The sequence below is a fragment of the Acinetobacter seifertii genome (assembly GCF_016064815.1).
Lineage (GTDB): Bacteria > Pseudomonadota > Gammaproteobacteria > Pseudomonadales > Moraxellaceae > Acinetobacter > Acinetobacter seifertii.
The window spans coordinates 670,028-683,634 of record NZ_CP065820.1 but is presented as its reverse complement, the minus strand read 5'-3'; the positions used below and the strand labels follow the sequence as shown (position 1 = coordinate 683,634).

The window sequence follows — 13,607 nt, the reverse complement described above, 5'->3', positions numbered from 1 at the left end:
TGTAAATCTGGAACACTCGTTTTACGATTTAAAAATTGATTTCTAAATTTGGATTAACGACTTAACGAAGGATGATCTTTCCAGCAATATCGTTCAGGCCAGTCTTTTGCTTCTTCAGCATAATCAATTCCAATACGTGGCGTTAAAACAACCGCTGGTTGTGTATTAGCCGCTTCAATCCATAGCCCAGATTCTTCACCTAGAGTCTGGCCTTTTAAACTACGGTCAATACCCAAATAACGTGTCAGTTTGCCCGGTCCAGCTAAAAGCTTATATTCTTTTTTTGTTGAAGCATTACTTAAAAATACAGACCGAATCATTACTCCTTCAGGTATACCCTCTGTTTGAGTAATAATATTAAGCATTTCATACATGCCATAAATTAGATAGACGTAAATCGTACCACCATGGCCATACATTACCTCAGTTCGAGCTGTTCGTTTATCATTGTAACTATGGCAAGCTTTATCTCGAACGCCCAAATAAGCTTCTGTTTCACTAATTGTGCAACGGATAACTTGACCATCAGGCTGCCGCTTACACAATACGCAGCCGATCAAATCATAAGCTACTTCTGAAGTTTCTCGTTGAAACCAGCTTAATGGTAAAATATCTGACATAGTATTCTCTGAAATATTACATACCACACGTTATACTTGATTAATCCAGTATATCTGTTAATTCTGCGAGTTGGCATGCCTGAGTTACCCGAAGTCGAAACCACCAAAACCAGTTTATTTCCCTTATTGAATCAAAAAGTTCTAAGTGTTGAGGTACGTAACCCGAGCTTACGCTGGCCTATGCCAGATGATATTCAAAAACTTGCTGGGCAACGTCTCATTGGGTTAAATCGACGTTCAAAATATATTTTGGCAGAGTTTGAACAAGATCAAATGCTCTGGCATTTAGGCATGTCAGGAAGTTTTCGTCTCACCGAACCAAATGATGAACTAAGAAAACATGACCACCTGCTTATTCAATTTGAAGATCAGCAGTTACGTTACCATGACCCACGCCGTTTCGGTTGCATCCTTTGGCTTAACCCTGAAACTCAAGGCAAACTCATAGATACTTTGGGACCTGAACCTCTAAGTACTGACTTTCATGCAGAATATTTAGCTTCTAAGCTCAAGAATAAATCTGTCGGCATAAAAATTGCACTCATGGATAATCATGTAGTGGTTGGTGTAGGCAATATCTATGCAACTGAAAGCTTATTTAATGTAGGCATTCACCCTGCTCAGCCTGCTGGCGATTTGACTATGCAACAAATTGAAAAACTCGTTGTCGAGATTAAGCGCATTTTAAAATCGGCAATTGATTTAGGTGGCTCAACTTTACGCGATTACAGTAATGCTATGGGTGAAAATGGTTATTTCCAGCAAACACTTCTTGCTTATGGTCGTGCTGGAGAAATGTGTGTTAACTGTGAAACCACATTAGAAAACTTAAAACTCGGTCAGCGTGCCAGTGTATTTTGCCCACAGTGCCAACCACTTAAAAAGCTGAGAAAGCCTTAATTTTTTGGAGGAAGACAACATGCAAACAGCAATTGTCCGACATATTTTAGTCAAAGATAAAGACTTAGCTGAACAGCTAAAAAAGAAGCTACAAAGTGGTGCAGACTTTGCCAAACTTGCCAAGCAATATTCCACCTGCAATTCAGCTAAACGTGGCGGTGAACTTGGCGAAGTTAAAAAAGGTCAATTAGTACCCGTCATCGACAAAGTTGTCTTTACAGCTGCTGAACGCGTGTTGCAAGGTCCTATTAAAAGCCAATTTGGCTATCATCTTTTAGAAGTTAAATTCCGAATGGGCAGCTTACGCTGATTCCATTAATTTAATTATGGTTTTCAGTAGATTGAGCCTGTGCATTCATTTGATATGTCCAAGCTTTAATATATTCACCCGACTCTAGTTTTACATCTGCGATGACACGCTGGTATTGAAAACCTTCAAAGTCATCCAGCATCTGCCAGTTTTCAGCAAGTTTTTCTGTGCTAAACACATAACCTTCTATCCAATCGGCTTGCGAATCTAACTCAAGTGCTTTTAAACCCTTGTCTGGACCCCAATCTAGAATATGAATCACGCCTCGTACGCTGGCTTTTGTCCAGTGACCACCAATTTGTTCTAAAATATGAGCATTAGCTTGATTCGGACATAAAGTACCATATACAAATAGCTGATTCATAATAACTTACCTTTACTAATATAAGTTTAATATTAATATCCTTTAAAAATTAGTCTTCTAAGATAACTTAAATGCAAAAAGACTATTAAGAATACTCTCATTTTGGTATTCTTTAAGCATAAAATAAATTGTATTTTACAAGCTAATAAAATGAATTATAAGTAGTTTTAGTTTAATGAATTTATTTTTAACTTTAATAAATATTTTACTTATCTAAGGAATTTTAAATGGGGATGTACACATATGTATCTTTACGAGTTTGGGTGCATGAAGAAAAACGCCCAGCTAATCGTGATGAAACACGTAAGATCATTCAAGCGTTATATGATGATGCACAATCAAATTCACATCATGAAGCTGAATATGCCTTTAATTTAGATGGTAACTCTGAAAATGAAGTAAAATGGTATAGCCTTGAAAAAGATATGCTTAATTTTAGCCAGAAATATCCTGAATACAGTTTTATTGTACAAGAGGAAGGGACTGGAGAGTTTAAAGGTAGTTATAATTTTAATACTTACTTCCAAGGTAATAGTTACCAATACGATCAATATTTTTATTTATTAGATTTCATTGATTTTGACTATTATGTCGAAGATTTATTTAACAAAAATTTTACTCTCTTTAATAATATTAAAGAAATTAAAGAAAATTTAATTATTAAACAAAATGATAAAACCCTTAAAATTTATATCCCTACAGTAACTGAACAACAGTCTGAACGAGTACACAGGATTTTAGAGTTTCAGGCTCAAAAAGATTTTTCAAAACTTGGCATAAATGTTTCTAAATATCATAACGATGAGCCTTCTAATTCTATTCTAATTGAATATTACTTACAGAATTGTACGGATAATCAAACTACTCAAGATATTATTTCTAATTGCTATGAAATTACTGAAAGATTCTTAATTGGAGAAGTTCGATAAAATAACTATAAAAAACGGTACGCTAGGTACCGTTTTTTATTTCGAATCTGATTAAGCTTTCTTTTTCAACTCATCACGAATTTCACGCAACAATTGCACGTCTTCAGGAGTTGCTGCTGGAGCTTCTGGCTCATTCTTATTACGGCGAAGTTTATTTAATAATTTCACCATCAAGAATACCACCCAAGCCAAAATAATGAAGTTAATTAAAATGGTGAGGAAGTTACCATAGGTCAATACGTTGATACCTGCTTTTTGTAAGGCATCTAAGGCTTGTAGGTTATTAGGATTTGCACCTAACACGATAAATTTTTGAGAGAAATCAACACCACCACCAGTAATTACACTAATAAGCGGCATGATAATATCTTTCACCAAAGAGTCCACGATTTTGCCAAAAGCACCACCAATAATCACACCAATGGCTAAATCCATCATATTGCCTTTAATGGCAAATTCTTTAAATTCTTGAATAATACTCATCTAAACATCTCCAGATGTCGGGGGCCGAAACACGTCATATTTTTCTTTTTCATTGGCATCTTATCGAATTAGATAGTACTCGCCATGATATTGATAATTTAATATTTTTATCAAAAAAAAGAAAACTATCTCACACTTTAACAACATATTCGTTTAGAAGAAAAATATGAATTTAAGGTTAATTTAATTTCAAATATAAAAATTAAAAAAACCGCTAAATTAATTTAGCGGTTTTTCTTTTTCAATTCAGAAAAATTATTTATCACGGTTACGTTTACGTTCGTTTTCAGTCAAGTAACGTTTACGGATACGGATTGATTTAGGTGTTACTTCTACTAACTCGTCATCTTCAATGAATTCAAGCGCTTGTTCAAGCGTATATTCAATTGCAGGTACTAAAGTTAAAGCATCATCTGTACCAGATGCACGAACGTTAGTTAATTGTTTCGCTTTAGTTGGGTTTACAACCATATCGTCTGAACGAGAGTTAATACCCACGATCATACCTTCGTAAACTTCTAACTGTGGCTTAGCAAATAAACGACCACGGTCTTGTAAGCTGAACAATGCATAGCCCAAGCAAGTACCTTGAACCATAGAAATCAACACACCGTTTTGACGCTTCGCAACAGTACCTTGTTTAACAGGACCATAATGCGAGAAGCTTGAAGTCATGATCCCTGTACCAGAAGTCATGGTCAAGAATTCAGAACGGAAACCGATTAGACCACGTGAAGGCACAGTCGCTTCAATACGGATACGGCCTTTACCGTCAACTTCCATATTAGTCATTTCGCCTTTACGGTGACCCATTTGTTCCATTACAGCACCTTGATGCTGTTCTTCAACGTCAAACGTTACGTTTTCGTAAGGCTCTTGTCTTTCACCATCAATTTCTTTGATGATTACTTGTGGACGTGATACGCCCATTTCAAAACCTTCACGACGCATGTTTTCAATTAAAACTGAAAGGTGAAGTTCACCACGACCAGATACTTTGAAGCGGTCTGGACTGTCAGTGTCTTCAACACGTAAAGCTACGTTATGAATTAATTCGCGATCAAGACGTTCACGGATATTACGTGAAGTTACGAATTTACCTTCTTTACCTGCAAACGGAGAGTTGTTTACTTGGAAAGTCATAGATACTGTAGGTTCATCTACAGATAAAGCTGGTAATGCTTCAACATTTTTCGGATCACAGATTGTGTCAGAAATGTTAAGTGCATCAATACCAGTAATACATACGATGTCACCAGCAGATGCTGAATCTACATCAATACGTTCTAAACCGTGGTAACCCATGATTTTTAAAATACGACCGTTACGTGTATTGCCATCTTTGTCAATTACAGTAACAGGAGTGTTTAATTTTACTGAACCACGTTGAATACGACCAACACCGATAACGCCTACGAAGCTGTTATAGTCAAGTGATGAAATCTGCATTTGGAATGGACCATCAACGTCAACTGCTGGTGGCTCAACGATGTCTACAATCGTTTCGAACAACGGAGTCATGTCTTCTGCAAGTTCTTCAGGAGCTGGACCCGCTACACCACGTAAACCTGATGCATAAACGATTGGGAAATCTAATTGCTCATCAGTTGCACCAAGGTTATCAAACAAATCAAATACTTGATCGATTACCCAGTCTGGACGTGCACTTGGTTTATCAACTTTGTTGATAATAACGATTGGCTTCAAACCACGAGCAAAGGCTTTTTGCGTTACAAAACGAGTTTGTGGCATTGGGCCTTCTTGAGAGTCAACAAGAAGTAATACGCAGTCAACCATCGACATAACACGTTCTACTTCACCACCGAAGTCGGCGTGTCCCGGGGTGTCCACGATGTTGATACGGTAAGTTGTATCAGTACGCTTATCCAACCAAGTAATAGAAGTGTTTTTCGCTAAGATGGTAATACCACGTTCACTTTCAAGCGCATTCGAGTCCATGACACGCTCAATCTCGCCTGCTCGGTCACCGAGAGCACCTGATTGCTGAAGTAGTTTATCGACAAGTGTGGTTTTCCCGTGGTCGACGTGCGCAATAATTGCGATATTACGGAGATTTTTGATATCTGACATGAAAATTAGAAACGCCTGAAATTTGAGGGCAAATTATACAGAAAAACACTACTCTTGAGTAGTGACAGTTTATTGACATTGACAAAAAAATTTCCCAATAGCCTGTATTTCGTTTTGTAAAGATAGGTATCTCGATTAGAATAGCACCAATTTGCGAAATTGTGGCGTATTTACTCCCATGTCCAATCAACCATCACCAGACCATCTTGACCTTGTTTATGGACTAGATGACCGACCAAAACCATTCGTGGCTTTTTTAGCTGCTTTTCAACATTTGCTTGCAATTATTGTCCCAATTATTACACCTGGGCTTCTTATTTGTTTAGCTTTGGGTGTTTCACGTACCGAAACCAACATGATTTTATCCATGTCTTTGGTCATTTCAGGAATTGCAACTTTCTTACAATGCAAAAAAGTTGGTCCTTTCGGTGCAGGTCTACTCATTGTTCAGGGTACTAGTTTTAACTTTATTGGCCCAATTATTGGTATTGGGAGTGCAATGGTTGCCGCAGGTACACCAGTAAATCAGGTTATGGCTGCTATTTTTGGTGTGGTGATTGCTGGTTCATTTATTGAAATGGGTGTGTCACAAATCCTACCATGGGTAAAAAGACTTATTACTCCGCTTGTGACAGGTATTGTTGTACTGCTGATTGGTTTAACGCTTATTAAAGAAGGCCTCATTAGTATGGGTGGTGGTTACCAAGCTATGCAAGATCATACTTTTGCAAGTTCTGATAACCTTATAATGTCTTGTACAGTTCTAGCTATTATTATTGTTTTAAATCGCATACGCGTAGTGTGGATTAAAAGCTCAGCTATTTTGATTGCTTTGGTTATTGGCTACATTCTTGCCGGCTTCATGGGGTACCTAGATTTTTCTGGTCTAAAAGACGCGCCAGTTATTCAAATTCCAACACCAATGCACTTTGGCTTAAGCTTCTCATGGGGCTTATTTATTCCAATGGCATTCATTTATTTGGTGACTTCATTAGAAGCAATTGGTGATGTCACAGCAACCAGTAAACTTTCAAACCAACCTGTAGATGGTCCTCAGTGGATGCAACGCATCAAAGGTGGCGTGTTAGTGAATGGCGCAAACTCCTTACTTGCAGGATTATTTAATACTTTCCCTAGTTCTGTTTTTGCCCAAAATAATGGTGTTATTCAACTCACTGGTGTGGCGAGTCGTTACGTAGGGATCTGGATTGCAGCATTACTCATTATATTAGGTCTATTCCCTGCTGTAGCGGGTGTAATACAAGCTGTACCACAGGCGGTATTAGGCGGAGCAGTTATGGTAATGTTTGGTGCGGTTGCTGCTTCAGGCATTAACATTCTTTCATCTATTCACTTAGACCGTCGTGCCCTTTTAATTATCGCGATTTCACTTGCACTAGGTTTAGGTGTTGCTCAAGTTCCTCAAATTTTGGAACACTTGCCAGAGTTATTTAAAAATATTTTTAGTTCTGGTGTAGCAACAGGCGGTATTGCGGCATTAATTTTAAATGTTGTACTTCCTGAAACACACAAATAACCCATTTTTAATTTTTTGATTACTGCCCAGTTTCCACTGGGCATTCTTCTTCATGAGAGATGTACATGGATCCTAGAAGTGAAGTGGTATTAAGACAAGAAGACTATTTAAAAGGTAGACTCTTGTTAATTAATGCACCCAATGATGCCTTAGTCAGTCAATTACCATCTGGGGTTGATGCATCAGTCTGGACATGGAATTATTCAGATTACCAAGGTTTTATTAATACAGGCACGACAGCACATTTCTCGGTTGAGCTTCCATTACAAGAATTTGATCAGGCTATAATTTTTGTTCCAAAATCAAAAGAGCTTTTAAACTATATATTGCATGTGGTGATGAGCCATCTAAAAACTGACCAATCAGTTTTTTTAGTAGGTGAAAAAAAAGGTGGTGTTGAAAGAGCTGCTAAACAACTACAAAGTTTTGGCAAAATTCTTAAACTTGATAGCGCTCGACATTGTCAGTTATGGCATTTAAAAATTGAGAAAACTGAAAAGCTCAAACCTCTTGAAAGCTGGTTAAAAACCTATACTGTTCAAGCAAATGGACATGAACTTACCATTTGTGCTCTACCGGGGGTTTTCAGTCAAAATCATCTAGATGTGGGAACTGCTGTTTTACTCCCTTATCTTAATCAGGTGAAATCAGGTAGAATTGCCGACTTCGGGTGTGGTGCAGGAATTATCAGTTGTTATTTGGCAAAAATAAATTCAAGTAATATTATTCATGCCTTAGATATTGATGCTTTCGCTTTACGGTCAACGGAAATGACTTTTAGTCGAAATGGAATAGGTTCAAACCAGTTGAGATTGCAACCTGTTATAGGAATTGCAGACGCCCCAACAGAACTTGATGCCATTGTCAGTAATCCTCCCTTTCATCAAGGTATTCATACCAACTATGATGCAAGTGAAGGACTCTGCCAGAACGCTAAAAAACATTTAAAGGCATCGGGTGAGCTATGGATTGTAGCAAACCGTTTTTTAAACTATCCGATCTTAATTGAGAAGCACTTTGGTCAGTGTGAGATTAAAACTGATCTTCAAGGCTTTAAGGTGTTATATGCCTGTGCATAACAAACTATGTAAGGAATCTCCATGAGCGAAACACATGCTCCTGAAAAACTCCAGCGAAAGCTTGGAGCTCGTCATCTGAATATGATCGCCATTGGTGGTTCCATTGGTACAGGTCTCTTCCTTGCTTCTGGATCAACCATTGCAAACGCAGGCCCTGGTGGGGCTCTACTCGCTTACTCTCTTATTGGTATTATGATTTACTTCTTAATGACCAGTTTAGGTGAGCTTGCGACTCATACCCCAACATCTGGTGCATTTTTTACCTATGGCAGTCGCTATGTTGAAGATGGCTTTGGTTTCGCTCTAGGCTGGAATTATTGGTACAACTGGGCAATTACAGTTGCGTTTGAGCTCGTTGCTGTACAGTTTATTATGAAATTCTGGTTTCCCGATATTCCCGGTTTTTACTGGAGTGCCCTTTTCCTCGTTATCATTTTCATGATTAACGCAATGAGTGTAAAAGGTTTCGGTGAAAGTGAATTCTGGTTCTCAATGGTTAAAGTTATTGCAATTATTGCCTTCATTATCATCGGTATCGCCATGATAATTAAGCTGATGTTGACACCAGGAGTAGCGACTTTTGGCAACTGGACCTACAAAGATGCGCCTTTTGTGGGTGGTTTACAAGCTATGATTGGGGTCGCCATGATTGCAGGGTTCTCATTTCAGGGAACCGAAATGGTGGGTGTTGCTGCGGGTGAATCGAAAGATCCAAAGAAAACTATTCCACTTGCAATTAAACAGATTTTCTGGCGAATTTTATTATTCTATATCTTGTGTATTTTCATTATCGGCACACTTATCGCCTACGATGATCCAAATTTATTACAAGCTGCAACAACAGAAAATGTTGCCCTTTCTCCTTTTACCTTGCTTTATGAAAAGGTAGGCTTTGCTTTCGCTGCGAGCTTAATGAACGCGGTTATTTTGACTGCTATTTTGTCAGCAGGTAACTCGGGCATGTATTCTTCTACCCGTATGTTATTTGATATGGCTCAACAAGGCCGTGCACCAAAATGGTTTGCAAAACTCGATAATCGTGGTGTTCCAATGAATGCCTTATATGCGACTACATTTATCGCCGCATTTTGTTTCTTGACGACTTTTATTGGTGAAAAGCAAGTATTTAACTGGTTACTTAACATGTCAGGGATGTGTGGTTTTATTGTCTGGTTAGGTATTGCAATTTCACATTATCGCTTTCGTAAAGGTTATATCGCTCAAGGGTATAAACTTGAAGATTTAGCATATCGTGCCAAGTTTTTCCCATTTGCGCCTTGGTTCGCATTCATTCTGTGTTCAATCATTATCTTAGGCCAAAATTATCAAGCTATTTTGGGTGGAAAAATTGATTGGATCGGCTTACTTTCTACTTATATTAGTTTGCCTTTATTCTTAGTAATTTGGCTCGGATATAAATGGAAATATAAAACTAAATTAATTAGTTACGATAAAATGAATGTAAAACCAGAGCAAGATTAACAGTAAGTTTAAGTCATTAATTAAAGTAAGCTGAAGATCCAAAGCTTGATCTTTAGTTAAAAACAGGTAAAATGCCGTTCAGATTTTCAACGGTACTTTTAAAAAAAGGAGGACATCATGCCAACACTACAAGGTAAAAAACAGTAACGATTTGGCACGATGTCAGCTCACGGACAAGTGTACAAATTTAATTCACTTGTCCGAATGCTCGAATTTAAGACCTAGCATTCGCTAGGTTTTTTTATGCCTATTCGGACATAAAAATAAGAGAAAAATTATGGGCATACAAAAAATATTAAATGAAGAGGCACTCTATGGTGTCCCTGTTAAAATTTTCACTCAAGATATAGACAGTGAAAGTATCGAACAATTGAAGAAAATGGCACAACTGCAATTTATATATTCACATATTGCTGTTATGCCAGATGTTCACGTAGGAAAAGGTGCAACTGTAGGAAGTGTTATTCCGACTAAACATGCCATTATTCCAGCTGCAGTCGGTGTAGACATTGGCTGTGGAATGAATGCAATTCGTTTAAGTCTAAAGGCTTCACAGCTACCTGATAACTTGAGTCGTTTACGTGATGCAATTGAACGTAAAGTACCAGTTGGATTTGCTTTACATAAGCAGGTCAAAGCTAAAGCATCGAGTATTATCCCACTCGAAAAGCGCTTACAACCGATTGTAAAAAAACATCCTGGTTTAATTCGAATGCTTCGGCAGTTTGATGCCACTTGGCAAAAACAATTAGGCACATTAGGTGGTGGCAATCACTTTATAGAGTTATGTATTGATGAAAATCAAGATGTATGGGTAATGCTACATTCAGGTAGCCGAGGACTTGGTAACGTCATTGGTACTTATTTTATTGAGCTCGCCAAGAAAGAAGCACAACATCGCTTTGGACACGTACCTGATAAAGACTTAAGTTATTTTGCTGAAGGTTCAAACAGTTTTAATGATTATGTAGAAGCTGTGGAGTGGGCCCAAGAATATGCTTTTGAAAATCGTAAAGAAATGATGCGATTAGTCTTAGAAGCAATCCGACCTATTCTACCCTCGTTTCAAATGACAAAAGAAGCAATTAATTGTCATCATAATTATGTAAGTCGAGAAACCCATTTTGGTGAAAATCTTTTAGTTACCAGGAAAGGGGCGATTAGAGCAGGTTTAGATGAGTTAGGAATTATTCCTGGCTCTATGGGAGCACGCTCTTATATTGTTAGAGGAAAAGCTAATTCTGAGTCTTTTTGTTCATGTTCTCACGGCGCTGGGCGTAAAATGAGCCGTAGCAAGGCAAAAATTCTTTTTAATCAACAAGACTTAATTGAGCAAACCAAAGGTATTGAGTGCCGTAAAGACAGTGGCGTTGTCGATGAGATCCCAAGTGCTTACAAAGATATTGATGAAGTCATGGCGAACCAATCAGATCTTATTGAAGTGGTCCATACACTTAAACAAGTTTTATGTATTAAAGGTTAAAACATGAAAATTAAAGAAATGCCAAAAATTAAGGTCCGTAACCACGTAGCTCTGTCCCCTTTACTTCAAAAAGGTGGTATGCATGAGACAGAAAAACCTCGTGCACAGCATCGTCGAGATAGACAAGATACTAAACAGCAATTAAAAAAAGGTGTTTGGTAAAAACTTATCTATAAACAATTAACTGAATAGATATTATTGAGGAGATATAGAAATGAAAAAATATTTGAAAAATCGCAATAAAAAAAGCGACTCGTTAGAGTCGCTTTTTTACTGTTCAGAAACTCAAATTATTGAGCTTGTTGACCAGGTTGAACTACTACAGTACGGCTACCAGTGATTGTCGCGAATACACGACGGTTCATAGCACGACCTTCTTTAGTTTTGTTGTCAGCAATCGGTTGATCCCAAGCGAAACCTTGAGTAGACAAACGAGAAGCATCAACATTGTATTCGTTTACAAGAGCTGATTTAACAGAGTTAGCACGAGCTAAAGATAAACGTTCGTTCAACTTACGTGGACCAGTGTTATCTGTGTGACCTTCGATACGTGCAGTAGCGTTAGGGTATTCAGTTAACTTCTCAGCAACTTTAGCGATTTCTGGCTTGTATTGGTCTTTGATGTTTGACTTGTTAGTATCAAAGAACACACGAAGTTCCATGTTAAGGTCTTCAGTTAACTCTTGTGGTTGTGGAGCAACTGGAGTTGGTTCAACTGGAGCAACTTCTACTACAGGAGCAGCAGGCTTCAAGTGACCACCAAGAACTACGTTTAAACCAGCAAGAGCTGTATAGTTCCAGAATTGTTCGTCAAAGTTATAAGTACCACGAGCTTCTGTACGAAGAGATAAAGCATCGTTGATGCGATAGAACGCACCGATACCAGCATTACCTAAAGTACCTTCTTCGCTAGTGTGGTAACCAAGATCAGGAATATCGTATTTGTAGTGACCAGCACCTAACAATACGTATGGCTTGAATTTGCTGTCATAGTTTTTAGTAATCAAATCAGAAGTAACATAGAAGTTACCATTGATTTGTTTTTGTTTGTATTCAGCATTTGGGGCACCCGCAATACCGTTTACATCACCTTTAACTTGGTTATATTCAGCTTCAAAACCTAACCATGGTGTTAACTCAATACCTAAAGCTGCACCAACGAATAAATCGTCTTGTAACTCAGGTCCGTTAGTTAAACTACCTTTGTCACCGCCGTTATTGTGTTGGCTGTCTTGGAAAGTGTAACCAAGCAATAATGGAGTAACTGTTACGCCAGCATTAGCAGCAGCTAATGGAGCAGCAACAAGCATAGTAGCAAGTGCAATACGACTCAATTTCATGGATATCCTCCAGAGATAACAATTGTTGTTCAAGCTCAGCCTAAATTTATTGGCCCCTGAGATATTTTTACCCCAGTATTATTTTTAAGCTATTCACATTTGAATCATACAAACACTTGATAAACTTTCCAAGTGCTTGATAATTTTAATCAAGTAAATTATTGACAAAATTACTTACAATTTCCGTTGTAATTCGGTAATTTTTTACTCAACTAGCAAAAATGAATAACTTCTTTGTTTCGCTTGCGGTGATTTTACCAGTATTCTAGCCAACTGATAACCCTTATTTAATTTTGTGTTTCCTTATTATAAAAAATAATATAAATCATTGTCAGAAAACATAAAATTACTCTATTTATACATATATTAAGGTTTCTTAATGTTTAAATCTCCTGGTTTTACTATAGTTGAACTCTCTATAACCCTCGTAATTATTATAATTATGTCAGTTATAGCCATTCCTTTATACCATCAATTTATGGCATCTGCAGAATTAAAAAATACTCCGCGTGTACTCACAATTCATATACAAAAAGCTAAATATGACGCGATTGTTAGGCATACAAACATTGTTCTGTGTCCCAGTTCCGATCAATTCATTTGTAATACGAACTGGAATAGTCAACTCATTAGCTTTGTAGACAATAATCGTAATCTACAACATGATTTAAATGAAGAGTTATTAACTTCCGTAGATCTTAACCATCATTATGGTTCTATGAAATTACAACGTTTTGGAAAAAAACAAAATAGTATTGTTTTTCAGGGCAATTCCGGACTTCCAATCGAGTCTAATGGCAGTTTTATTTATTGTTCTTATGATCAGCTTAAAAATTTTAAGTTAATTCTCAGCAAAATGGGGCACGTACGCTTAGAAGAATCTCAAAATTGTTAGAACTCTACAGTCTAATGCAGAACCCAATACTATCCCCATTTTGCAATATACTGCTTAAGTTTTAATGTTTTCTTAATTTGAGATAAAGAACAAT

At 37.4% G+C, this 13,607-nt stretch carries 14 protein-coding genes; 9 read left to right on the top strand and 5 right to left on the bottom strand.

Annotated elements, in window-relative coordinates; all coding sequences use genetic code 11:
• Positions 1–53 precede the first annotated feature (53 nt).
• Positions 54–620, bottom strand: coding sequence for a DNA-3-methyladenine glycosylase (locus tag I8T81_RS03350; protein WP_198072113.1), 567 nt, complete (start codon positions 618–620; stop codon positions 54–56).
• Between the two features lie 75 nt (positions 621–695).
• Here I8T81_RS03350 and mutM point away from each other — a divergent pair, with 75 nt between their 5' ends.
• Positions 696–1,520, top strand: a complete 825-nt coding sequence (mutM, locus tag I8T81_RS03345; RefSeq protein WP_198072112.1) for a bifunctional DNA-formamidopyrimidine glycosylase/DNA-(apurinic or apyrimidinic site) lyase — start codon at positions 696–698, stop codon at positions 1,518–1,520.
• 19 nt (positions 1,521–1,539) lie between these two features.
• Complete coding sequence (locus I8T81_RS03340) at positions 1,540–1,830, top strand: peptidylprolyl isomerase (protein ID WP_002051379.1); 291 nt, start codon at positions 1,540–1,542, stop codon at positions 1,828–1,830.
• A gap of 10 nt (positions 1,831–1,840) precedes the next feature.
• On the opposite strand, the gene I8T81_RS03335 is transcribed toward I8T81_RS03340, so the two are convergent.
• The gene (locus I8T81_RS03335) at positions 1,841–2,194 is read right to left on the bottom strand and encodes a gamma-glutamylcyclotransferase family protein (RefSeq protein WP_019457535.1); all 354 of its coding nucleotides are present in this window, start codon (positions 2,192–2,194) and stop codon (positions 1,841–1,843) included.
• 227 nt (positions 2,195–2,421) lie between these two features.
• On the opposite strand from I8T81_RS03335, the gene I8T81_RS03330 reads away from it, so the two are divergent.
• The gene (locus I8T81_RS03330) at positions 2,422–3,123 is read left to right on the top strand and encodes a hypothetical protein (RefSeq protein WP_198072111.1); all 702 of its coding nucleotides are present in this window, start codon (positions 2,422–2,424) and stop codon (positions 3,121–3,123) included.
• A 51-nt stretch (positions 3,124–3,174) separates the two neighbouring features.
• On the opposite strand, the gene mscL is transcribed toward I8T81_RS03330, so the two are convergent.
• Together mscL and typA are read right to left on the bottom strand one after the other, a co-directional pair.
• The gene (gene mscL / locus I8T81_RS03325; protein ID WP_198072110.1) at positions 3,175–3,606 is read right to left on the bottom strand and encodes a large conductance mechanosensitive channel protein MscL; all 432 of its coding nucleotides are present in this window, start codon (positions 3,604–3,606) and stop codon (positions 3,175–3,177) included.
• 255 nt (positions 3,607–3,861) lie between these two features.
• Complete coding sequence (gene typA / locus I8T81_RS03320; RefSeq protein WP_004705742.1) at positions 3,862–5,697, bottom strand: translational GTPase TypA; 1,836 nt, start codon at positions 5,695–5,697, stop codon at positions 3,862–3,864.
• A 178-nt stretch (positions 5,698–5,875) separates the two neighbouring features.
• Here typA and I8T81_RS03315 point away from each other — a divergent pair, with 178 nt between their 5' ends.
• The 5 genes from I8T81_RS03315 to I8T81_RS03295 all read left to right on the top strand — a co-directional run bounded on the left by I8T81_RS03315 (position 5,876) and on the right by I8T81_RS03295 (position 11,440).
• Complete coding sequence (locus I8T81_RS03315; protein WP_004705741.1) at positions 5,876–7,234, top strand: uracil-xanthine permease family protein; 1,359 nt, start codon at positions 5,876–5,878, stop codon at positions 7,232–7,234.
• Positions 7,235–7,299: 65 nt separating this feature from the next.
• Complete coding sequence (locus I8T81_RS03310) at positions 7,300–8,313, top strand: class I SAM-dependent methyltransferase (RefSeq protein WP_198072109.1); 1,014 nt, start codon at positions 7,300–7,302, stop codon at positions 8,311–8,313.
• Between the two features lie 21 nt (positions 8,314–8,334).
• Positions 8,335–9,795, top strand: coding sequence for an amino acid permease (locus I8T81_RS03305; protein ID WP_004705739.1), 1,461 nt, complete (start codon positions 8,335–8,337; stop codon positions 9,793–9,795).
• Positions 9,796–10,072: 277 nt separating this feature from the next.
• Positions 10,073–11,278: an RtcB family protein gene (locus tag I8T81_RS03300; RefSeq protein ID WP_174741834.1), complete on the top strand. Its 1,206-nt coding sequence runs from the start codon at positions 10,073–10,075 to the stop codon at positions 11,276–11,278.
• Between the two features lie 3 nt (positions 11,279–11,281).
• Positions 11,282–11,440 (top strand): hypothetical protein, encoded by a 159-nt coding sequence (locus I8T81_RS03295; protein ID WP_004705737.1) that lies wholly within the window; start codon positions 11,282–11,284, stop codon positions 11,438–11,440.
• Positions 11,441–11,568: 128 nt separating this feature from the next.
• Here I8T81_RS03295 and omp38 read toward each other — a convergent pair whose 3' ends face one another.
• Positions 11,569–12,618 carry an outer membrane protein Omp38 gene (omp38, locus tag I8T81_RS03290; protein ID WP_039253174.1) on the bottom strand — a complete coding sequence of 350 codons (1,050 nt, stop codon included), beginning with the start codon at positions 12,616–12,618 and terminating at the stop codon, positions 11,569–11,571.
• Positions 12,619–12,997: 379 nt separating this feature from the next.
• On the opposite strand from omp38, the gene I8T81_RS03285 reads away from it, so the two are divergent.
• Positions 12,998–13,513: a GspH/FimT family pseudopilin gene (locus I8T81_RS03285; RefSeq protein WP_077168726.1), complete on the top strand. Its 516-nt coding sequence runs from the start codon at positions 12,998–13,000 to the stop codon at positions 13,511–13,513.
• The last annotated feature ends 94 nt before the right edge of the window (positions 13,514–13,607 follow it).